Raw genomic sequence first — 23,407 nt, 5'->3', positions numbered from 1 at the left:
TTTAGTGTGTATTTCTAAAATCGTTTATAACGAATTATTATTAGTAAGGTCAAAGCCTCACTAAGATAATAAACACAACATGAGTAAACGGTCAACTGAGATCGGGAGTGTAATAATTAAAAGTTCAATTTTTTTCGGATATTTTTCCTTTTTTTGTAAATGTTTACTTACAATTTACATGTCAACTACATTTTACTGTTTACTTTTCAACCACCCCGGACGAGATGTCTTATTTTCACGATAAGATACGGAAATTTGGTTAAAGGACTTTTTACACATGTTTATAGATTTTCGTATAGTTCCAAAAATGGCTTTGGAACACCGGAGATATGTGAGTTCAATTTATTTAACGGTTGTCTGATTTGAGACATGCTTGCCGTTTTCACTACTGTCGGCGTTTTATGAAAATGTGCGTGATTGTTTTCGTAATTTAGGCCAATTGAATTAAATATTCTCGGGAGGACTAATTCTGGTTCTACCTTTAAAGTTTCAAGTTCAACTACCTCTATTTTGATAACAGTTCGTAGTTGGTCGATTGTTCTTTTGTCCATTTGAATCGCACTCTTAACTGAGCGAATGTCGAATGACCAATGTAAATTGCTGCTAAAAAACGTTTTGTAAATCGACCATGCGTTCTCTAGCTCGTCACGTTTAATAGCAATAAACTTTGCATTAGGAAAAACGCGCTGAATCATCAATGCAATGTGACTGTTATTCAAACTCTTATTAACGCATACGCTTTCTGTACACCCTAACTCTCTCGCAATCCGCTCATATTCTTCTGCAATTGCATTTAGCTCAACATTTTCGCAGTTTAGTATTGTGTCTAAATCGTAAGCTGAATTTTTCTTTTTAAGCACAGTATCACAAGCAATAGTAAATGCGTCCGTCTCACCTATTGAGTTTACACCTTCATCTGAGCACAAAATATTGTCCAATAAGGTGGTGCCAGTACGAGGTAGCCCCATTATAAACACTGGTGTGAAAGTATTCGATGTGACAACATTCTTTATGAATGCACTCTGTGCAGTATCACTTTCAATTTGTGTTAATACTTTGGTAATTTTTGTGTGGTTTGTATCTATACTATAAGGGGTTGAAGAGAAATTTGAGCTTGTGATTTGCCTCATAATATTTGCTGACTTTTCGTAGAAAGCAAACGCACTTTCCTCTTTACCATTTAACCCATTTACATTTCCCATTGCATTTAAGAAGCAAGCTTTGGAAACATTGTTGGGTAACTGATTAAATTTTACTGTTTGTGCACTAATAGAGCTTTGAAAATCAGGTTGAGCGACCACATTTTGCAAAGTTGATAGCATGTGCCACGCTTCACCGGCTAAAGGGGCCTTTTCAACCACCTTTTTAAGTAATGTTTCCGCTTGTTCAAGTTGGCCTTTTTGATAAGCAAGCACACCAGCTATGTGAAGTGCAGCGACTGATGTTGGAGCCTTGTTCACCCACTGTTTTGCGCTTTGGTATGCATCATCATTTTTACCACAGTCGGCTAGCATGCCAAGTTGCTTTGCTAATGTCGTCTCTTCACATTTTGATTTATCAAGCATATGTAAACATTGAACAGCTAAATCATAGCATCCAACTGTCATTGCCAATCGCGCTACACCTAACCAATTCTCTCTAAGTTCTAACCCAGCATTCAAAAAACCGGTAATTAAAGAAACAACCAATGTTTGGTCCATTGCTCTGGTTGCATGTACTAATTTTTGTAGTTCTAGTTTCATAAGATTAAACAAAAGCCCAGCATGAGCTGGGCTATTTCATTACTCAATTATTAAAATGTAACTTCAACACTAAAACGCACGTAACGAGGCGTTTGGAAAGAAGTTGGTAGGCCATAGCTAGGGTTAGATTCACCGCGAGCAATATAACCGAATGGAGCAAATTGCTCTCCGTCTTCATATCCTGATAGTCTTTCGTTAACTTCGTTCAATTGTGTGGCTTCATCATTATTGAACACATTGAAGATATCAGCGCGAAGAGCAATATCAGCTTCTTCTAGCTCTATCAAGTATTTAGCACTTAAATCAAGGTTCCAAACATTTGGTGTTCTACCTTGAGAGCCACGAGGAGCAATTTCACCTTCGTAAACAAATGATTCTGCATCATATAGAGACGCAAATACATCAGTTGGGTGGTAACCAAATGAGCTTAGAGGGCGACCAGATGTCCAACGGAAGTTAGCGCCTAACGAGAAGTTTTCTGTTAATTGATACGCGCCATTCAATTTAAATGAGTGACGACGGTCATTTGGCAGATTACCAGAAGCTCCGTCCGTTAACCCTGGTTGGTCAAAGTTAGTTGTTAAACCAGAATCGTCTTGATCATTGTCAGAACGAACGAAACCTTCATTGTTGCCCCAACTGTGGCTCCATGTATAGGTAAAGCTCATCATCCAAACATCATCCCATGCGCGGTCGACCGTGAAATCAACTGAAGCGTATTGGCGCTCTGCTTCTGGATAACCTAGCATATCGGCTGGAATAGTATAGGTGCCAAACGGAACTGGACCGTCACCATCTGGGTCGGTAGTGATAGTTACATCGTTACCAGGATTAGTTAGCACGTAGTAGTGGAAGCCTGAGTCGCACATAGTGCAAGAAGAACCAAATTCTTGCTCAATAAAATCGTTAAAGCCTTTATCAATTGCAATATCTTCTAAAGAACTACCAAGGTCACGATAAGTGGCTTTAACACCAAAGCTCCATGATTCATTAAGCACTTGCTCGTAACCAAGTATGAACTCATCTTGATACATTGGGTCTAGGTCGGCATTAACTGTTTCAGTCGTGCTTTTAAGCGTGCCATCAGAGTATACCGTCATGCCACCAACTTCATCACCAAGTACTGGTGTATAATCAGCATTAATTGACTCTACTTCATAGTACTGTCGAGTATAAAGTTCATCACCTGCTAAACGGATGTTTGTATTTGTGGCAACGGGAAGATAATAACGCCCATAGTTAGCAAAAACTTTGCTTTCGCCATCACCTTTAACATCCCAACTAAGCCCTAAGCGAGGTGCCCACTGGTCAGTAACATCAACAAACTTATCGCCTGCTTTGTTGTAGTTTTCAAAGCTCTCATTACGCAAACCGATACGTGCTGTAATATTATCAATTACCGTCCAAGTATCTTCGATATAGTACGCGAAGCTTTTCGTTTCAAAATCGCCTTGGTTTATGTAGTACTCTTGACGAACTAAGCAATCTTCATTACCTGCTTCATCAAGATTTGCACCACAGTTTTCATAGCGATAGGCTACACCACCGGCTCTCTGCGTATTTTCAGATGCTTCTAGATCTTCGTTATCCACACCAAATTTCAACACATGATCAGCATTGACATACCATTCAACATCAAAACGAATAGCCGTACGCTTATCTTCTTGAATAGAAGGTGTAGCCAAACCGTAAGCGCCATATTCGACGTTTGTAAATCGGTCGAAAATAACAGGAGCATCACCAAGCGGATTGCTTCCATCATTTAAATTACTGTAGCTTGTTTCGTTAATTGAGTATTGGGTGCTAATAGTAATATCATCGGTAATAATACCTGTGTACTGGATACCCCACGTTTTACCACCGCGCTCTAAGGTATAATTACCTAAAGAGTTCCCTACTTCATCTGAATCTGGGCTATACAAAAACTTTTCAGATTCGAGCTCTTCAGTATTGTCCCATGCGGTGATTTCTAGGATGTGCTCTGGCGTAATGTACCAGTCAAGCTTTGCACTTAGTAACGTATCATTACCTTCGCGATCATAGATTACAGCAGTATCGCCATAATCTCTTTGGCGAAGCTTTTGGTTTATTAAACCAAAAAAGAAAAGCTTATCTTCAACAAGTGCACCGCTAGCCCACAAGTTTACATTTGTTTCACTGCGCTCATCTTCTTTGAATACTTCATAATAAGCTGTTCCTGCTTCGTCAGCATCAGCCTGTGTTCTATAGAACACATCTGGGCTGTGTGCTCTTAACGCAGCTGGTTCGTAGTAAGCGCTCGCGCCCCACTTAAATTCGTTGCTACCACTTTTAGTTCTTGCGTTGATAACACCGCCCGTTGAACGACCGTATTCAGCAGAATAGCCACCTGTCTTCACTTCAAACGATTCATACATTTCAAATGGAAGTTCAGAACCACCAAGACCGTTTCTGAAGTTAGTTACGTTGATACCGTTAACGTAATAAACGTTTTCACCTACAGATGATCCACCAAACGAGGCATAGTTACCGAAATCTGAATCACCAGATACCGTGCCCGGCGCTAAAAGTGCGACAGAAGCAATATCACGTGGCACAGGAACTTTCGCAATGAAGTCTTGGTCTACGTAAAGCTGCGACTCACTTGAAGTAACATCAATATTTGAGATTGACGTACCGCTTACTGAAATTCGCTCAATATCTCCAGATTCGAGAGCCACATCTAAGTTAGTTCTACCTGATGGGCGTACTGTGAATTGCTTTTCTTGTGCAACGGTAAAACCAGCTTTTTGAGCTGAAAGACTATATTGGCCTGGTGGCAATAATGGAAAAGTGAAACGACCATCAGAATCTGTTACGACAGTACGTGTTAGGCCCGTTTCTAAGTTGATAATTGTGACTTCTACGTCACCAAGTAACTGATTCGTACTTGCAGACACAGAGGTACCTACAATTGTACCTTTTGATTCTTGTGCGAAAGAAGGTGCAGCAACACCTAAAGACGCTGCCACAGCTAATGCTGTGAGCGTTTTATTATTTATCATGTGTTTCCCCGGCTTTATATTCGCCCCTCATCGCTAACCATAAGTTATCGATGAGAGCAGACTTTTAAATTTTATTAAACTAACCATTAAATTCCTCTAAACCATTGTTTTTATGAGGATTTTTATGATTACCCGAAAGTATAATTGACATATGTAAAGGGGGTAAAGCAAGCGTAAATGGAAATTTTTACGATGAATGGCATGAGCGTGAAGTAGGGAAATCACACGCAATCTATTGAGTGGCTTGGGTTTGGGGGATATTAACGAAGTTCCCCATTTGCGACGAATTACATTCGTCGCAAATGCAGAAATGTCGCATTTTTCGTCTATTGTAAATAAAAGCCTAAGCGTCGTTTCACCGATTCAGGCAGTTCTGGAAGTGAACTTTTTGGTAAAAGGAACGTGGCCATGTTGAAAAAGTCTAAAAACACCCTGTTAGATTCCGTCGTTTTCTTCAAATAATGGTGGCCGGATGAGCCGCCCGTTCCTATTTTTGTTCCCAGCATTCGTTGTACCATCATGGCATGGCGATAACGCCACAACGTTAATTGTTCATCAATTTCTGTTAGTGCGGTAATAAGTTGGAAAGGCAGATTAAAAACGGGTTCTTCTGAATACTGCTTTATAAATAAAGCCGACAATAATGCTTCATGTGATAAGCGGAATTTACCCTGATTAAGAAGGGCTTCATACGTATCATGATTAAATAGCCCGTCAAAGTTCTCTCTGGTCGATTGCCAGTCTTTAAGCTCTTGTCGACGTTCTACTTCCGACAGAAACGCATTTTTTTCTATGGTTTCTTTGTCATCGTTAAGCATTTCATCTGTTGCATTTCGGTAGTAATCCCAAAAGTGGAAATCCTCGGTTTTAAGTAGTGGCATACGTGCCAACCACTTATCCACTAGTTCAAACAAGCTTGGTTTTTCTTCTAACGCTTCCAATAGGCTGCGATCATCATCACTTAATCGGTTATAAAAACTTTGCTTATCGAAATCGATACGATATTCCCTTTTAAGGCCTAATGAAATTTCAAGCTGTTTAAATTGGATACTTTGAAAGCCTGAGGCGGGAACCAAATAATCTCTGAATGAAAGAAACTGTTGAGGCGTCATGGTTTCCATAATACCTATTTGGTCATTCATCAGCTTTTGAATTTGTATAACACGGTGCAGCCTATGTACTACTGAAGTGAGTTGCTGATCTTTTACTGCTGCTTGATTGAATGTGTCGATAACCGCATTGAGTTCGTGCAACAGTTGCTTAAACCATAGCTCATACACTTGATGCACTACTATAAATAGCATTTCCTCATGAGCAGGTTCACCGTACTTGGTACTTTGAAGCTTTTGTGCGCCAAGTATTTTATCTAACGCTAGGTAATCACCGTAATAGCAGGGTTCTATATTTTTTTTCATGCCGATTATTCTTATCGTCGTTATGGACAGAAGGAAATTCTAACATCGCTAACTCGACATCGACAAAATACAGGCTATAAATTATCTAGGGGCGTTATTAAAAATATACACACCCATAAAAAATAACATCGCGTTAAAATTTTAATTAGGGCAAAAATATGAAGCTTGATGATGACATTCATAATTATTACGAACATCTTGTATTACAACGTGTAACAGAACTTGGGCTGGATAATACTAAAAGTCCTGATTATTTAGCTGACCTATGCTGCTTGGCACTTAACCAAGTTCCTCCACGCTACATTCGCTACGAAGTCGATATGGCATTTTATCTTCCCCAGAGTGAACGAAACCAAATGGAGATGAATGTTACATACGCTATCGACAATGCGATGAAATATTTAAACGACACAGATAAAACGTCAGTAAGCGAGAAAGCAGAGTAATGCCAAACACAGTTGTATGAGATAAAAATACGGGGGAGTAAATTGGGTGGCGGGCTCCCAGCCACATCCCGGCACATGAGTCGTCTGCTGCGGCTGCTCCCTTCCAGGCCTGACCGAGTTCACAGAGTATCATTGCGGGAGGACCAAAAGCCCACCATAGAAAGCGAATAAAATGCTAACAGGCGTCAGCAGTCTTAAGCGCGGGGCGCATTATGACTACTTGCCCGATAAGTTTCAACCCTTTAACGAAAATCTCTCTTCTGCAATGATGTTTGCCACTCGATTTGTGGCTGCTTTTTGGGCATCAGCACGGGTATAAATCTTTTAGCGTCGTGCCAATGTCTTCAATATGCTTGTGCCAGTTGCATGAAGATGGATGCAGGGCGATAACCTACTTGCCCCACAACTTGACTGGCCACGCTTACACCTTCTAAGCTGCGATTTAAACCGTAGTCCACGCTAGCCTTTAAGCCTACAACATGCCGTAAGCGGTTGATGGTGCAGGGTTACCGTTTGTCTTTTCGTCGGCATAGTGATGCTAAGCTGTCACTCTTGCCGCTATTTTATTTAGAAACGGGAGGCTCTTTTAAGGTTTGTCCCTCTTTCCACACTAGTCCCAAGTTACTTTTTCGTTATTTTCCTCCCACCCATTTTTCAAAGTACATATCTCGATATTCATGCTCGTTACTAACATCAACAGAAAAAGGATGCAGTTTGAATGCTGTAACCTGATGACTTGGGTCTACATCGAAATGAATAAAGCTATCACGGGCAGCATTTTGATTATCCCAACGAATAATAAAGCTGTTGGCCTCAAAAGGCTCAAGTGTACCGGTTAGTGTCACCATTTTAGTAGACTTAATACGTAACACATTCTCCAACTGAGTAATGGTCATTGTGCCAAACCATCTATCTTTATATTCACCAACATAGGCTATTAGGGGCAGCAGTATTTCGCCTGAACCATCAGGGGTGGTATGTTTATTTAAATACTGCTGTTGCGCGGTGGTTTGTTCGTTATGGTAGAAAGTGACCCAGTCTTGTTGTTCAGCTCCCGGCATATAGGCTCTCAAGATTGTTTGCATCACAGAGGTCCGCGCACCTGAATTCGACCCGTTGTTCAATAGCACAACGCCTAAATCTAACTCAGGCACTAACGTAACATAAGCCTGATATCCTGATAGCGTACCAGTATGGTAAATCGCCTCATAGCCTAAAATATTTCTTAGTTGCCATCCCATTGCATAACTACGATATTGCGTATGGTCGAGTTGTTTATCATTTTTTGATATTTTCAATAATGTATTGGGGGACCACATTTCACGTAAACTCTCAGCTGAAAATACGGGCTTGTTTTGAATATCCATTTGGGTGTCAGCTAACCGAAAAGGTACTTGTTTATTGTTCGATGCATTGAGCGTTAATAAAAAATCGAGCCACTTGAGCATGTCACTGACGTTGCACACTATACCGCCCGCGGCTGCGGAAATCAGTCCCTCACCATTAATACTGTTGCGAGGAATTGAGTAAATTCCCATTTCATCATTATGGCCATAGGCATTTGCTACGTTGCTTAGCGTTGATGAAGGCATATCGCCAGCGAAGCACGCCATTCCTAGAGGCACAAAGATTCGTTCAGCAACAAAGTCTTCCCAACGCTGTTGGGCAATTTTAGCCACTACCTCTCCCGCGGTAATGTAAAGTACATTGTTGTACGCATAAGTATTCCTAAAGCTATATTCTGGGGAGAGGTAACGTAAATTATGAATCATCTCACTGCGTGAAAATCCGGAAGGCTCAGGCCAAATCATGCTATCTCCAGCCCCCGCTACCAAGCCACTACGATGACTCAGTAAGTCACGAATAGTGAATTCCGCAGTCACCCAAGGGTCCATCATCCGAAATCCAGGCAAGTGATCGATGACCTTGTCGTCCCACTGCAACTTCCCTTCGTCAACCAAAATAGCCAAACTGGCTGCCGTAAAGGCCTTGCTAGTTGACGCCAACCTAAAATAGGTACTTTTATCGACAGGAGAATTTGTTTCGCGATTAGCTATACCAAAACCATCGAGGTGCACTATTTTACCTTGATGGATCACACCCACCGCCATGCCTGGTGTATTAAAATGCAATAAAGCTCGATTGACCGCATTTGCCAAATCCTGTGTATTTAATTCGGTCGTTTTTCCAATGGCCCCGAGAGAAAACAACAACATACAAGACAAGCAAAGGGTTTTAATAGCTTTTTTGAATAGTGCATAGATAGAGTTGAACATAGGGTTTAAAAATACATATCTGCATGAGTGGTAATTACACCCTATCATAGAGTATTCTTATTTATACTAAAAATAAGAATTAAATATGAATGAGTGCTTATTTATCACAGTGATAAGTGGCGCACGTTTTCATTAAGATTACAGTACAGTCTATATCGAGATTGCAATACGACACTGCTCAACAATAGGAAACGGGAAGACAAATGACTCAAAGACGTGCCTTTATTAAAGCGATGCTACTTTCGGCTGTCGCCAGCGCTACGGCGTCTGCTAATACGCAAGACATGCTTACAAAAAGATCACCAAGTCTCTCGGGGCCAGCAATCAAACCAAAACGACTGGCGTCTGGCGATACCATTGGTTTGATCGCGCCAAGTAGCAATACTTGGGAAGATCAAGAAATCCACTTTGCTATGGATATATTGCATTCTTTCGGCTTTAACGTCAAACCAGGTAAGTATCTTTTTGAGCGTCATGGTTATTTGGCTGGAATCGACAAGCAGCGCGCAGCAGATCTCAACGCTATGTTTGCCGATAACAATGTGGACGGTATTATTTGTTTACGAGGGGGATACGGCTCACCACGTATTTTACCTGACATTGATTACGCACTAATTACCGATAACCCAAAAGTTTTCCTTGGTTACAGCGATGTCACAGCTTTACTCAATGCGATATATGCCCGCAGTGGATTGATGACTTTTCATGGCCCCATCGCTAAGCAAAATTTCTCGGACTATACCTTAGATAGTTTCAAAAAGGTGCTATTTAACCCCGAAGCGAATATCGAGTTGGCCGCCCCTCCTTTTTTTGAACCTGCGGAAGGGCATGCAGAGAAAGATAACCGACTCACAGTGATCAGCCCAGGTAAAGCCACAGGCAGATTAATAGGCGGTAATTTATCGCTGATGGTCAAATTAATCGGAAGCCCATATGAACCCGACTATAAAGGAAAAATTCTCTTCCTCGAAGATGTAGAAGAAGCACCTTATCGTATTGACGGTATGTTAACCCACCTCAGACTAACGCAGCACCTCAATGATCTGGCGGGTATTGTGTTTGGAAAATGCACACAATGTGAAGCCACAAACGCTAATTCTTTAAGCGTTGAACACGTATTACAAGACCGTCTAGGCGACTTAGGTATACCTGTATTAAGCGGCGTGATGATTGGTCATATTGACGATATGGCAACCATTCCACTCGGGGCACTAGCAACACTTGATGCGACCAATAAGCGTCTAGTGCTTAACGAAACGGCAGTAAGTTAACTACGCATTCATGAGTGATAACACAGAGCAATGTTTCAGGGTGACATCATACTTTCTCCCTAGTAACATTGCCGTCAAAGAATAATTAATTCAAAAAAAACAATTAACCACAAATATATATTTACAACAGTTGGCGGACTGGTTAATCTTGAGTTTTGGATATTGCTAGAGCGACTGAATGTTCACAACCGCCTTTCCTTATATAAGCATATTATTGTTTATTGCGGGTTCATTGTCTTTGCTCGAAGAGAAAACGCGTTGGAAGCTCTTTGACTACTTACCCTCAATTGTATTGCTCTACTTTGTGGTCATGCTGTTATCTACCCTAGGTCTCTGGAAAAAAACTCATGAAATAACAACCACTTACCTGCAACTGAAATCTAATTTACTTCCCGCTATGATTTTCCTCATGCTGTTAAATGCTGATTTGCGTAAAATTCGTAAATTAGGTGGGAAAATGCTGTTAGCTTTTTTTGCTGCATCAATCAGTATTGGTGTTGCCTTTGTGCTTGCCTATTCACTTTTTCATAACTACTTGCAAACAGATTCTTGGAAAACCTTCGCGGCCCTAAGTGGTAGTTGGATGGGGGGAACAGGAAACATGGCTGCAATTCAATTGGCGCTTGATGTGCCAGACGCTAGCATGGGCTACACCTTATTAATTGACTCTATTGACTATGCATTGTGGGTAATGCTGCTGCTTGCTCTTGTACCATTCTCGGCGAAATTTAATCAATGGAGTGGCGCAGACGGCAAAGCGCTAACACAGGTCAGCCAAGCATTAGAACGCGATGAAAAGCATAGTAAAAGTAACGTGAAAGCCGTGAACACGACGCAACTATTAGTCCTATTGGGCGCGTCTATGCTGGTATCGGTTAGTGCTCAATATATTGCCAGCCACATGCCAAGCAGCACCTTCTTCACCACTACCGCTTGGACAGTAGCCTTGGTCACTTTGACCGGTGTGCTCGCCGCATTAACGCCTCTGAGTAAGCTTAAAGGTGCAAATGAACTATCAGGCGTTATGCTCTACCTATTTATAGGGCTGATTGCATCAAGAGCGAATTTCAATGAACTGACTCAAGCGCCCATATACATAATCATGGGGCTGGTTATTTTATTGATTCACGGCATCTTAATGTTAATGGTTGCGAAGCTTTTAAAGTTGGATCTCTTCACCTGTGGTATTGCCTCCCTGGCTAATATCGGTGGAGTAGCATCCGCCCCTATTCTCGCAGCGTCTTATTCTAGAGCGCTCATCCCAGTGGGTGTATTAATGGCCATGCTAGGGTACATTGTTGGCACCGGTGGTGGCTTGTTAGTGGGTCGTATTTTGGCATGGATAAGTGGAGTCTAAAATTTTAATGAAAACTCGTCATTTTGGAATGAAAATCAGCACCGCAAGTTTGTTTTTTTTTTGCAGTGTCCTCTTTGCAGTTAAACCTGCCTGGTCTTCCGATGTACCTGGGGTCGATGTGATGCAACTCTCTGCTGAATACTGGATACAAAAACTAGAAAAACCACATACCCCCTTATTAAGTCCGACTGAAATAACCCAGTATAATCAGGCATTAATTGAATCTTCTCCTCACGTGGCTGACCCCCTGTTGGTATCTGAAACGTTGAGCAAGCAGACATTGTTAACAATGACTCAATCAATACGCAAGCCCCCTTCAAGCCCCAGATTCTATGCCGATGGCCAACCCGTAACTAAAACTGACTATGAAGCCTATGAGGGCAATATCGATTTAGCACAAATATCGAATGAGAATGCCATTCGATATGGGCTTGTAGTAAAGCGCGCCTCGCTAAGGAAGTACCCCACCAGCGACAGGGTTTTTAACGCTGAAATGGATACGGATTTGGATCGTTTTCAGGAAAGTGGCATATTCCCTGGCGCTGCCGTTGCCATCTTATTGACCAGTAAAGACAAAAAGTGGTTGTTAGTTCAAGCATATCACTATGTAGCGTGGATCGCCGCAGACACCGTTGCCATTGGGGACAAGCAACGAATTGCTGACTACGTTAATGCCGAAAATTTTCTTTTGGTAACAGGCAGCAAGATAAATACAAATTATGTACCCGACTTACCTGCTATTTCTCAATTACAACTGGACATGGGTGTACGCCTTCCTGTTGTGCCCCAAGCCGATATTCCCGATCAGTTATACGGGCAGAACCCTTACTCTTCGCATGTCGTTTACTTACCCACTCGTGATGATTCAGGGGCGTTACATATTGTAAAAGTCATGATTGCACGTAGTAACGACGTCCATTTAGGTTATTTGCCCTTCACGACGGCTAATATTGTCACACAAGCCTTTAAATTTTTAGGGGAAAGGTATGGTTGGGGTCATGATTATAATGGTCGAGATTGTACTGGCTTTGTCAGCGAAATTTATCAAAGCTTTGGGATCTTGATGCCAAGAAACTCCGGCGCGCAAGGAAACTCTGAATCAGGTATCAACTTTCGCTTCGATGAAGCCGCTGACAAACATGAAAAGTTAACCACCCTGTCTACTTTGCAAGTGGGGGACTTAATTTATATTCCCGGCCATGTACTTATGTATTTAGGGGAAGAAAAAGGAGTCCCTTATGTTATCCATGATGTAAAGGGATTAGCCTATTTCGATACTAAGGGCGAGTTTTATCGTGGCACACTCAATGGCGTGGCTGTTACCCCTCTCTTGCCCCTTCAAGTATCTGAAACCAAAAGCTACCTTGAGAGCACCTACAATATCAAACGTATTAGATAACCACTTTGAAGGGCGCCACAATGAAAATTACCGACATTAAATGCTATCGTTCTAAAGTACCACTTGTGACACCATTTAAAACGGCACTTCGCAGCGTTGACCATATTGAAGACTTTGTCATCATTATTGAAACCGATTCAGGCGAAGTGGGTGTCGGTTCCGCCCCATCCACCCCCATCATCACTGGCGATACACATGACTCCATTTATGCTGCTATTACCCAAATTATATTTCCTCGGCTAAAAGGGCGATATATAGCGGAGTTAAATGACTTACTCGCCCTTGTTCATACTAGTATATTGACAAACTACAGTGCCAAAGCCGCTGTAGAAACAGCTTTATATGACCTATGGGGGAAATTGAACAAAGCACCTTTGTATCAGCTATTCGGTGGAAAAAAATCTGAACTCCATACCGACATCACCATTAGTGTTGATAGCATCGACAAGATGTTGCAAGACTGTGAACTCGCCTTGGAAGCAGGTTTCGGCGTACTTAAAGTTAAAATAGGTTTACACCTTGATGATGACATAAAGCGCATAAAGGCAATTCATGATGGGGTACGTAATCGCGCGAAACTGAGACTCGATGTTAACCAAGGGTGGACCGCAAAACAAACCGTGTTCGCGGTTAATCAACTAGAAGCGCAAGGGGTAAATTTAGAGTTAATTGAACAACCCGTTAAAGCCAACGATATTCAAGGTATGCGTTTTATTTCTCAGCATACCGTTACTCCTATTATGGCTGATGAAAGTGCGTTTTCTCCTGAACAAGTCATTGAACTTATTACCACAGGTGCTGCTGACATCATTAACATTAAGCTAATGAAAACGGGTGGTTTATCTCGCGCTATTCGCATTGCTGACATCGCAGATACCTACCATATTCCTTGTATGATGGGCTGCATGCTAGAGGGTAATATTGGTGTAACTGCAGCGGCACACTTGGCCGTGGCTCGCAGCAAAAATATTAGTTTAATTGACTTAGATGGCCCTATTCTTGGGCAGTACGACCCTGTCTGTGGTGGCGCTAATTTTGAAGGTGCAAAGGTGACCTTGTCTGATGGCTATGGTTTGGGTATTGAAAAAGTAGATGGGCTTATAGACTTCTAAATATCGGTATTCGTTAAAAGCGCTTGCTATCGCTGTTGCGCTCAATAAGGCAGCGGTATGCGCTTTAGAGAACGTTAGACATATCGTGACGCAATGCCTTCAGTGTGTTGTCGTAAGACAGTGAATGGCACCAATTAACCAGGCCAGCGTATAGGCTAGAATGCTGCTAAATGAATATTTTCGAATAAATACAGGACCTTTATGCACCCCCATATTAACGCGCTTTATACGCTTTCCAACAAATATGAACGCTTGATCATTGGGTTGATGAGTGGTACTTCGTTAGATGGCCTTGATGTCGCATTATGTCAAGTTTCTGGATACGGGTCCAATACGACTATTACCCTGCTCGAATTTGAAACCATGCCCTACAGCCAAGTATACCGCGATAATGTTAAGCACATTTTTTCTAAGCCTGTAGGTGACATAGAGCATTTATGTATCATGAACGCGTGGATTGGCAGAGAACATGGCCGGTTAGTGAATTGCTGTTTAGCACTGTGGGGGCTGCAAGCAAGCAATATTGATTTGATTGCTAGTCACGGACAAACGATTTATCACTGTCCTGCTGACATGCACAAGAAACCTGATTTGCCCAACGCGACACTACAAATAGGTGATGCAGATCATATCGCGATGATTACCGGTATTATTACAGTAAGTGATTTTAGACAAAAACACCTAGCTGCTGGTGGTCAAGGTGCCCCACTCGTTACCTATGGCGATCACTTGATGTTTTCTAGCGCCAATGAAAACCGCATTATGTTGAATATAGGTGGCATTACCAATTTTACCTATTTACCCAGAAGTGATAACCCCTCTCCTATTTTCAGTAGTGATATTGGCCCTGGCAACACATTGATGGATGCCTTTGTTTCTGCTAACTACAACGGCCTAACATACGATCGAGATTCAGCACTAGCAAGCAAGGGTAATGTCAATGCCAACTTATTATCCATACTTAAGAGCCATCCATTCTTCAAGCAAACATTCCCAAAAACCACAGGGCCAGAACTGTTCAATTTGGCCTATTTAGACGTGTCACTAAAACAGGCGAAATGCTGTAACCTAGGCCAAGAAGACATACTAGCGACACTTAATCAATTTTCAGCCGACACGATTTTTAATGCCATCGAAGATTGTGTAGATAACCTCGCTGACGTAACGGTGTATGTTAGTGGCGGAGGGCTCCACAACCCTTTACTGATGAAGAATTTACGTAAAAAATCTGCTGATCTAATCATTCAATCAACACGTCAATTAGACATAGATCCCGATGCAAAGGAGGCGATATTGTTTGCCTTACTTGCTAACGAGTGCGTTGCCGCAAAACAGCAAACTTTTCAAACTAAAAGCGCCAATATTCCTGGCATTACTATGGGGAAAATCAGTTTCCCCGATTAATTTATCTTCGTGGCAGAAACCACAATCATATGGAAAGGTAATGCCGCTTGACTCGGGCAGACAAACCAGCCAAAAGTGCATAGGAAATAGTATTGGCGTGTTGAGCCACGGTTTCAACCGCAACATTATTACCCCACAGTTCGACTTTATCACCACAATTTACCGGTCCAACATCAGTAACGTCAAAGGTCACCATATCCATCGACACGCGACCAACCAATGGGACGGTTTTCCCATGAATATATCCCGGAGTACCCACTTGTGCATGGCGAGGGTAGCCATCCGCATAACCTATAGCAACTGTTGCTATGGTACTAGTACGACTAGCCTGCCATGTTTGACTATAACCAACAAACTCACCCGCTTGTATGGTTCTAACTGCAATGACATTCGCTTCTAAATGCATTACCGGCATAAGATGCTTACCTGCACAAGCCGCTGAAGGTGATGCACCGTAAAGTGATAACCCTAAGCGGTTCCACTTTCCATGTGCGCTAGGTAACGTTTGAATTGCTGCAGAATTAGCAATGCTAATTGGTAGATCAAATTCATCGGCTAATTGTTTGAGTGCAGTGACTTGCTGCTGCGTAAAAGGGTTGTCTATCTCATCTGCACACGACAGATGAGTAGATAGCACCATATCAGCTGGTAATTCTGCACGATACGTTCGTAACAACGCCCGCGCAGTATCGACACTAACGCCTAAACGATGCATGCCAGTGTCAACCTTCAACCAAAAGGTCGGCCTTTGTGTCACGGGTAGCGACATTACTTCAGTGAATTGTTGAGCACTATGTATTGCCAACCAAAAATTGAGCGCCCGCGCTAGGCGTATTTCTTCGCAACTCATTGGCCCCTCTAAAAGTAAGATAGGATGCGTAATATCGTGCTCCCGCAAATAATACGCTTCATCGAAAAAAGCAACCGCAAACGCATCGACCATGGGAGCGAGGGCGCGGCTTACCTGAGCAGCTCCATGTCCATAAGCATCGGCTTTAACCACAGCAATTGTTTTGCTGTTTTCTGCTAACAGATCGATACAGCGATAGTTATTTTTTAACGCTTCTAAGTGAACTTTAGCGATTGTTTGTCTACCTATCATGACATCACATTTTTCTAGATTTCTCTCTATTCTATCTGCTTCCCCTCGCCAAAAAAAGATAAAAAATAATAGAAAAGAAAAACAACAAGAATAATATATTCATCGCTTATTTGTATCGTTATAGTTCTTAAGCTTCGTTTAGTGATGTCTCAACCAAGGCTATTTTGTCTTTCAGACAGATTTCTTAGCAAATATAGATACACCATTTTCATTATTAATAAGAAAACTTTCGCCATCTAACAGTCAATGTTGATAGCAAAGAACTAAAATAATCATTTTTTCTTTATATACACTATTTAAGGAATAATATATTCTATGAAAATATCGCTAATTAATCGGAACATTTCAACATATGCTAGAACAATATAGTGGCTTAGATTGGTTCGTTTTTGCTGCTTACAGCATATTAATTGTAGGATCTGGGTGGTTATTTAATCGAAGGTCAAACAGCAGCCAAGAGTACTTTCTTGGCGGCCATGCTATGCCAGTATGGGCTGTTGCTATTTCAGTTTTAGCCACCTCGCAATCTGCAGCAACGTTTCTGGGAGGGCCTGATCAAGGTTATCGAGGCGATTTATCTTATTTGGCTACCAATATAGGTGCCCTTATCGCCGCACTTTTTGTCTCCTATTTTCTTATTCCTCGCTTCTACCAGCAAAATGTATTCACTGTTTATGAGCTACTTGATAAACGGTTCGGTCACAAATCTAAACAACATGCAGGCTTAATGTATTTGTTTGGCCGAGTATTCGCTAGCGGAGCGCGCTTATACATGGCATCTATTGCTGTATCCATGATCTTATTTGGTGATATCGCAGCCCTTCACGTGATTCTCGCGATAATACTTTTAGTGATTACAGGGTTAATCTATACCGTTTATGGCGGTATTAAAACCGTCATTTACAGTGATGTAATTCAATCCATTGTTTATATTACTGCAGCGTTAGCGGCTATCTACTGTTTATATACCGCTATTCCCGCCGACTTTTCAACCATCCTAAGTGTGCTGAACTCTCCCGGTGACGGCATGACATCGAAGCTCGCCTTACTCAAGTTTGACCTTGATTTTACTTCCGCGGGTGTATTTAACTTTTGGTCACTACTCACGGGACTGGTATTGCTAAATATCGCGGCGTTTGGTTTGGATCAAGATATGACTCAGCGCGTCCTTACGTGTAAAAATGCCCGCGATGGCAGTAAAGCCATTATTTACTCTGTACTGCTCACTATTCCCGTCATGTTGATATTTATCAGTATAGGGTTGCTATTATTTATCTATTATCAGCGCCCAGATATTATGATGGGAGGACAGCAAAACGAAGTGGTACCAAGCTTTAACGGTGAACCCGTTACCATTTTCATGTATTATGTGTTGAATGAATTACCTAGCGGGGTGAGAGCCCTTATAACGATAGGTATTATCGCTGCTGCGCTTTCCACTTTAAATTCCGGTCTAAACTCCATGTCTTCCGTTATTGTTCAGGATATTTATCGCCCTTGGCAAATACGTAAAGGTAGGCAACATTCAGAACGACATTTCGTTAGAGCAGGTCAAGCCGGCATGGTGCTAGTGGGGACAGCGCTAGCTGCAATGGCAAGTCTCTGCTACTTTTGGCAACAACATTCGGATATCCCCTTACTGCAATTTGCATTAAGTGTAATGGTTTTTTCATACTGTGGCTTGCTTGGGGTTTACTTTACGGCGCTCTTCACTCAGCGTGGAACACCAGGGTCTGTGCTAGTGGCCTTAGTGAGTGGTTTCTTTATCACATTGTTGTTTCAACCCTATGTGCAGGAAAGTCTTTTGCCTGCTGAGTATGTGGTTAACCTTGGCTTCAGTTGGCAGCTATGTATAGGCACAGCTATCACCTTTTTGATTTGCGCGAGCACTAACGCCGTAGCCAAAGAAGACATTGAATAATGCTTTTCAAGGACTGCAAGAAATGAGTAACACGGCAAAGTATCTATTAGGACTGGACGGCGGCGGTACAAAAACAATTGCCAGATTGATCCAAGTAGACAGCGGACAAGAATGGAGCGCGAAGTGCGGTGCAACTTCACTGACCAATAATTTTGCGCTTGCCGTTGAAAATATAGCGAAGATCTGCAACACCTTATTTGCTCAAGCTCATTGTGCGCCGGAAAACGTCTATGCCGTGTTAGGACTAGCCGGAGCGTGTAATGAAAAGGTCAAAAATACATTGGAGGCAACCCTGCCCCTTCACTTTTGTCATGTTGAAGTCGTGACAGATGCGAAAACGTCATTGTACGGCGCGAACATGGGTAAACCGATTGCCGTTGTGGCATTAGGCACAGGCTCTGTGGGAATGCGATTACTTGATGACAATACTGAGGTATTGGTAGGAGGATGGGGGTTTGTTCATGGTGATGAAGGTGGCGGGGCACAGCTGGGGCTAATGGCGGTTAAACAGCTTATGCATGAAATTGATGCCAATAATCAACACCACTGTCCCTTAGGCCAATATCTTAGTAAGCAGCTCGGTCAAGATAGGCAAAGCCTTCAACAGTGGTTAGCCAAATCAACCCCAACCGATTTTGCTACATTGACAGAGGCTATTTTTGCCCTGAAGACACACTGTGAGGTTGCTAATAATGTATTGGCAAGACATGCAGAAAATGTCGAAAAACTAATTTCTATGACAGTATCAGACACAAACTTGCCACTGGTACTAATGGGTGGACTAGCAAAACCCACCATAGGTTTACTATCCAAAACTGTTGTTGGCAGTATGGTAGATGCCAAGGGCGATTCTCTAGATGGAGCATGTTTGCTCGCCCTGCAAAATTATCAACGAATGAATGGTGATGGATTAACCTCTTATGCGCAATGAAGGCAGTATGAAGCAAAACGAATTATTAGTAGAACTGAATGCTATTTTGTCTGAGAGACGAAACAGCGAAACCATGAATATTGACTTGTTAAGTACAGATGAAATTCTATCCAAAATAAACGATGAAGATCATAAAGTAGCTGAAGCTGTCAAAGTCGCCATTCCTGATATCACTCTGGCCGTTGATAATATTGTAAGTGCGTTTAATGATGGCGGAAGACTTATTTATCTTGGAGCTGGAACTAGTGGGCGATTAGGTATACTGGATGCTGTGGAATGCGTACCTACATTTAGCGTACCAGAGACTATGGTTGTGGGCATTATTGCAGGCGGTGAAACTGCGATACGCAGCGCTGTGGAAGGAGCTGAAGACGACCAAGAGGCCGCGGTAGCTGACTTACAAGCCATTGGATTCTCAACTAAGGATATATTGGTCGGCATTGCGGCAAGTGGGCGAACGCCCTATGTTCTTTCTGGGCTGCGATACGCACGTGCAATGAAAGCGAAAACAGTGTCAGTGAGTTGTAACCCAGACTCTCCCATCGGCGAGCAAGTAGATGTCAACATTTGCGCCGCTGTAGGCCCTGAAATTTTAACTGGCTCGACCCGCATGAAATCGGGTACTGCTCAGAAGATTATTCTGAATATGTTAAGCACAGCCAGTATGATTAGAATTGGCAAAACCTACCAAAACTTGATGGTTGATGTAAAAGCCAGTAACAAAAAGCTGTATGCGAGAGCTATTAACATCGTTATTCAAGCGACGGGTTGTAATGAGGCGCAAGCAGTCGAAGCACTCGATGAAGCAAACTTTGAGACCAAGGTCGCTATACTGATGATTCTAGCTGATCTTAGCGCGGTTGAAGCGCAACAGATTTTGCAACAGAACAACGGTTTTTTACGTAACGCTGTAGACATGAAAGGCAAGTAAGTGACGCCGCTGAGTTAACCTTCGGCGTCCCATAAAGTCCGATATTCTCAGCACCAGCCCGTAACGCTAGCTGTCACTGAGCTTTGGTGATACCGATTCGGGCAAATCTTTGTATTTATTGACCGAGGCATTTGTTTTTTCGAGAATTTGGCGGCCGGCCCGAGAAGTCTGGGTGATGGCAATAAATAAGATATCGATGATAAACTCCTGAGACGTTCTGGATAATATAGAAGAAAGTCGTGCTTCTTCATCAGCAATAGAATGTAATTTAATATCTGCCATATCAGATATAGGAGTGTTGCCAAACCGAGTTGTCGATATAACCTTACACTTGTTCATTTTAGCCTGATGCACAATGTTGACGATTTCTTTCGTACTGCCTGACTCACTAATGGCAAAAACCACATCACTACTGTTTAGCGTAGCTATCAACGCCAACTGCGCGTGAGAGTCTGGCTCCTGAATAGCCATCATGCCTAGTTTTTGCAACTTATACGCGAAATCTTTACCGACCAATGACGATCCTCCAACACCGCATATCACTATACGTCTAGCGGCCATCAAAGCTTGCTCAGCCTCAAAAAAAACGCGTTCTTCGTTAAGTGCTAGCGTTTCATTCAACACCGACACTTTGCTACTCAAAAGCTTCTGCGACATCTGTACGAAATTATCACTAATGGTGATTTTCCCGTGCAAATTTTCACTGGTTGTCGCACTGTTTAAGGCATCGATAATACCAAGTTTGAATGCCGGGTAGCCTTTGTATCCCAGTTTTTGGGAAAATTTTACTACGCTTGATTGACTAACACCTGTGACATTAGCGAGTTCTTGTGACGACAATTCGCGAATAGCATTAGGCGAATCAAGCGCAAACTTTGCCAGCTTAAGTTCACTGATAGAAAATGAGCTTTTAATCGCCTTTATTTTCGTGAATGTAGACATGAAACCTCATAAATATTTTATTACAAAATCGGGAATAGTTTTAACTCATTGGCTCAACGCTTGCAAACTAAAACGTAATAATTATCGCGGTTTCATGATTCCCCTTTAAATATGCGGGATAAAAAAGAAAGAGAATTTTACGAGGCTATTGTTTTTGAATAATAAAAGGAAGCAAGTTGAGAAATAAATTATTATTGTAACTTACTTCCTTAAGGGGGAACGCACTGACTTCCTTAGTATTCAATAGTGACAGGGAGGGTCCCGGTAGCCGGTTTATTTCCAGTGAGTACATCAGCCAACGCATTGAATATTGGGCCTTCATATTCAGTAATAAGCCGCCCATAACCATCAAAGTAAGTCGCTTTGCTGGCGTTATATGAAAATGAGGCTAACACTGCATCGGAGTAAGGGGCGAATTGAGGAACGTTGTAGGGCGTTCGCAAACTGATGAAAACCGTTGCTTTGCTAGATGCTTTAGCCATTTTTAACACCTCGATTTGCAACGCAAGTTGCTGTGCTTTCGAAGGTCGCTGTAACCATTGACTAATATCATCCATACCGCCCATTTCAACTAATCCTTGATCGGGTAAAATATCAGCAACTATAACCATATCGGCCTTTTTGATTAGTGCACTATTATCGCGATCAGTTTCTGTGGCTAAACCATCGCAGTGTATTTGTGTATCAGGTAGCCTACGCTTTAACGCTAGTGTTAAAGCCATACACTTGCTGGTATCAGGCATAATCATATACACCCTTTTCACTTGGTCGGTCATAGGTAATACACCGACATTTTTAATGTCGACAATCGCGCTGTCGGCTAATGCTTGTTCGACTTCACGATGCGCGGCTATCCCTAGCGTTTTTTCAGCCAAAGAGATGGCCTCATCAAGCGATAGGCTATTGGTTTGATGTATCTTGTACGCTGCTTTTAACGCATAAATCCGCTGAGTTGATTGTACTATCTCGTTCCGATCTAAACGGCCTTCATGCACGGCTTGTGCGATACTCTCAATTAACGTTGTTAGTTTAGTGATATCAGCAGAGTTTCTTATCGCTAGGGGCATCAATGCAATATCAGCCCCAGCAGCAAAGGTCTGGATGACAGCCTCAGTTTCGTCAAAATAGTGTGCTATCCCCGACATATTCAGTGCATCGGTTACAACCACCTGTTGAAAACCCATTTTTTTGCGTAGTAATCCGGTAAGGATCTTCCGTGACATGGTCGCGGGTAAAATCACCTTTTCGCCGTTCTTCGCCGTAAATTGGGTATTGTCTAACTGAGGGTATTGTATATGCGCCGTCATGATCATCGCTGGCGCATCATTATTGATAGCATATTGAAAAGGGTATAAATCAGTAGCTTCTATCTCGTTAAGAGCATGCTCTACCCGTGGCAAGCCAGTGTGACTGTCTACGTTAGTATCACCATGGCCTGGAAAATGTTTCAGTGTAGCTATCATACCTTCACGTTGCATTGCAGCCATTTGTGCCGTGCCCAAGGCCGCAACGTCATGTGGATTTTCACTAAAGGCTCGCACATTTATAACTGGGTTGTTTGGGTTGACGTTAACATCTACTGTTGGGGCGAAATTGACGTTGAAACCGAGAGACATAAGTTCCTTTGCCAGGATTTCACCGGTTTTTGTCGCAAATTTTACACCGTGCTGTTCATAGCTTGCACCAATCGCCATATTACCGTCGAAAGACGTAGCCAATGATCGAGGTATGCGTACAACCCTCCCCCCCTCTTGGTCTATAGCAATGAAAAGAGGCGCGTGATTACCTTGTTTTGCTGCACGCTGTAAATCACGATTTAACTGTAAAATTTGCTTTGTATTTACGAGATTGTCCGCAAACAGCACTACCCCACCGATTCCTGTTTCACTGATAGTTTCAGCAAGCGCCGGTGGCAACGTAGTCATCGCTGTAGTACAGACTTCAGACTGCTTAGGCTCTTCACAATAATACCTAAAATCTAGCATTATCTTTTGTGCTATTAATTTATTGAGTTCAGGATCTACAGGCTGCGTAATGGTGCAGGAAACAGACAATACACAGCTACATACTAAACATATTTTGGTCACTATTAATGTTAACGGTCTCACTGTATTTATTCCTACATCATGTTCTGT

Annotated in this window: 17 protein-coding genes and 1 other RNA gene; 10 read left to right on the top strand and 8 right to left on the bottom strand. The window is 42.2% G+C overall.

Translation table 11 applies throughout. From position 1 onward, the window contains the following. Positions 1–281 precede the first annotated feature (281 nt). The 3 genes from FLAVO9R_RS05450 to FLAVO9R_RS05440 form a co-directional block, all read right to left on the bottom strand. Complete coding sequence (locus FLAVO9R_RS05450; protein WP_159529490.1) at positions 282–1,742, bottom strand: tetratricopeptide repeat-containing sulfotransferase family protein; 1,461 nt, start codon at positions 1,740–1,742, stop codon at positions 282–284. A gap of 50 nt (positions 1,743–1,792) precedes the next feature. Beyond that, positions 1,793–4,765: a TonB-dependent receptor gene (locus FLAVO9R_RS05445; protein ID WP_159529488.1), complete on the bottom strand. Its 2,973-nt coding sequence runs from the start codon at positions 4,763–4,765 to the stop codon at positions 1,793–1,795. Between the two features lie 326 nt (positions 4,766–5,091). After that, positions 5,092–6,180, bottom strand: coding sequence for a tryptophan 2,3-dioxygenase family protein (locus FLAVO9R_RS05440; protein ID WP_159529486.1), 1,089 nt, complete (start codon positions 6,178–6,180; stop codon positions 5,092–5,094). A 158-nt stretch (positions 6,181–6,338) separates the two neighbouring features. Here FLAVO9R_RS05440 and FLAVO9R_RS05435 point away from each other — a divergent pair, with 158 nt between their 5' ends. Continuing rightward, positions 6,339–6,626: a late competence development ComFB family protein gene (locus tag FLAVO9R_RS05435; RefSeq protein ID WP_057793221.1), complete on the top strand. Its 288-nt coding sequence runs from the start codon at positions 6,339–6,341 to the stop codon at positions 6,624–6,626. A gap of 52 nt (positions 6,627–6,678) precedes the next feature. On the opposite strand, the gene ffs is transcribed toward FLAVO9R_RS05435, so the two are convergent. Next, positions 6,679–6,775, bottom strand: an RNA gene (gene ffs / locus FLAVO9R_RS05430) — signal recognition particle sRNA small type. Positions 6,776–6,798: 23 nt separating this feature from the next. Here ffs and FLAVO9R_RS05425 point away from each other — a divergent pair. After that, positions 6,799–6,945: a hypothetical protein gene (locus FLAVO9R_RS05425; protein ID WP_159529484.1), complete on the top strand. Its 147-nt coding sequence runs from the start codon at positions 6,799–6,801 to the stop codon at positions 6,943–6,945. A gap of 313 nt (positions 6,946–7,258) precedes the next feature. On the opposite strand, the gene FLAVO9R_RS05420 is transcribed toward FLAVO9R_RS05425, so the two are convergent. Continuing rightward, positions 7,259–8,842, bottom strand: coding sequence for a serine hydrolase (locus FLAVO9R_RS05420; protein WP_159529482.1), 1,584 nt, complete (start codon positions 8,840–8,842; stop codon positions 7,259–7,261). Positions 8,843–9,105: 263 nt separating this feature from the next. On the opposite strand from FLAVO9R_RS05420, the gene FLAVO9R_RS05415 reads away from it, so the two are divergent. The 5 genes from FLAVO9R_RS05415 (at position 9,106) to FLAVO9R_RS05395 (ending at position 15,445) form a co-directional block, all read left to right on the top strand. Then, positions 9,106–10,173, top strand: a complete 1,068-nt coding sequence (locus FLAVO9R_RS05415) for a S66 peptidase family protein (protein WP_159529480.1) — start codon at positions 9,106–9,108, stop codon at positions 10,171–10,173. A gap of 178 nt (positions 10,174–10,351) precedes the next feature. Then, positions 10,352–11,530, top strand: a complete 1,179-nt coding sequence (locus FLAVO9R_RS05410) for a DUF819 family protein (protein ID WP_159529478.1) — start codon at positions 10,352–10,354, stop codon at positions 11,528–11,530. A gap of 7 nt (positions 11,531–11,537) precedes the next feature. Further along, positions 11,538–12,929: an SH3 domain-containing protein gene (locus FLAVO9R_RS05405; RefSeq protein ID WP_159529476.1), complete on the top strand. Its 1,392-nt coding sequence runs from the start codon at positions 11,538–11,540 to the stop codon at positions 12,927–12,929. A 20-nt stretch (positions 12,930–12,949) separates the two neighbouring features. Beyond that, complete coding sequence (locus FLAVO9R_RS05400; protein WP_159529474.1) at positions 12,950–14,041, top strand: dipeptide epimerase; 1,092 nt, start codon at positions 12,950–12,952, stop codon at positions 14,039–14,041. 201 nt (positions 14,042–14,242) lie between these two features. Further along, complete coding sequence (locus FLAVO9R_RS05395; RefSeq protein ID WP_159529472.1) at positions 14,243–15,445, top strand: anhydro-N-acetylmuramic acid kinase; 1,203 nt, start codon at positions 14,243–14,245, stop codon at positions 15,443–15,445. 25 nt (positions 15,446–15,470) lie between these two features. On the opposite strand, the gene alr is transcribed toward FLAVO9R_RS05395, so the two are convergent. Continuing rightward, a complete protein-coding gene (alr, locus tag FLAVO9R_RS05390) occupies positions 15,471–16,547 on the bottom strand; it encodes an alanine racemase (RefSeq protein WP_159529470.1) in 1,077 nt (358 codons plus the stop codon). A 352-nt stretch (positions 16,548–16,899) separates the two neighbouring features. Between alr and FLAVO9R_RS05385 the strand changes: the two genes are divergently transcribed. The 3 genes from FLAVO9R_RS05385 to murQ are packed head-to-tail and all read left to right on the top strand — an operon-like array spanning position 16,900 to position 20,330. Continuing rightward, complete coding sequence (locus FLAVO9R_RS05385) at positions 16,900–18,468, top strand: sodium:solute symporter (protein WP_159529468.1); 1,569 nt, start codon at positions 16,900–16,902, stop codon at positions 18,466–18,468. Between the two features lie 22 nt (positions 18,469–18,490). Further along, positions 18,491–19,399: a BadF/BadG/BcrA/BcrD ATPase family protein gene (locus FLAVO9R_RS05380; protein ID WP_159529466.1), complete on the top strand. Its 909-nt coding sequence runs from the start codon at positions 18,491–18,493 to the stop codon at positions 19,397–19,399. Between the two features lie 7 nt (positions 19,400–19,406). Next, positions 19,407–20,330 carry an N-acetylmuramic acid 6-phosphate etherase gene (gene murQ, locus FLAVO9R_RS05375; protein WP_159529464.1) on the top strand — a complete coding sequence of 308 codons (924 nt, stop codon included), beginning with the start codon at positions 19,407–19,409 and terminating at the stop codon, positions 20,328–20,330. Positions 20,331–20,396: 66 nt separating this feature from the next. On the opposite strand, the gene FLAVO9R_RS05370 is transcribed toward murQ, so the two are convergent. Both FLAVO9R_RS05370 and FLAVO9R_RS05365 read right to left on the bottom strand, forming a co-directional pair. Continuing rightward, positions 20,397–21,272 (bottom strand): MurR/RpiR family transcriptional regulator, encoded by an 876-nt coding sequence (locus tag FLAVO9R_RS05370; RefSeq protein WP_159529462.1) that lies wholly within the window; start codon positions 21,270–21,272, stop codon positions 20,397–20,399. A gap of 233 nt (positions 21,273–21,505) precedes the next feature. Then, on the bottom strand, positions 21,506–23,380 hold the full coding sequence (locus FLAVO9R_RS05365; RefSeq protein ID WP_232370584.1) for a glycoside hydrolase family 3 protein: 1,875 nt from the start codon (positions 23,378–23,380) through the stop codon (positions 21,506–21,508). Positions 23,381–23,407 lie beyond the last annotated feature (27 nt).

Source organism: Alteromonas sp. 38 (genome assembly GCF_902506055.1).
Classification (GTDB): Bacteria; Pseudomonadota; Gammaproteobacteria; order Enterobacterales; family Alteromonadaceae; genus Alteromonas; species Alteromonas lipotrueae.
Note: the sequence above shows the minus strand (reverse complement) of the source record. Positions and strands in the feature narration are given on the sequence as shown.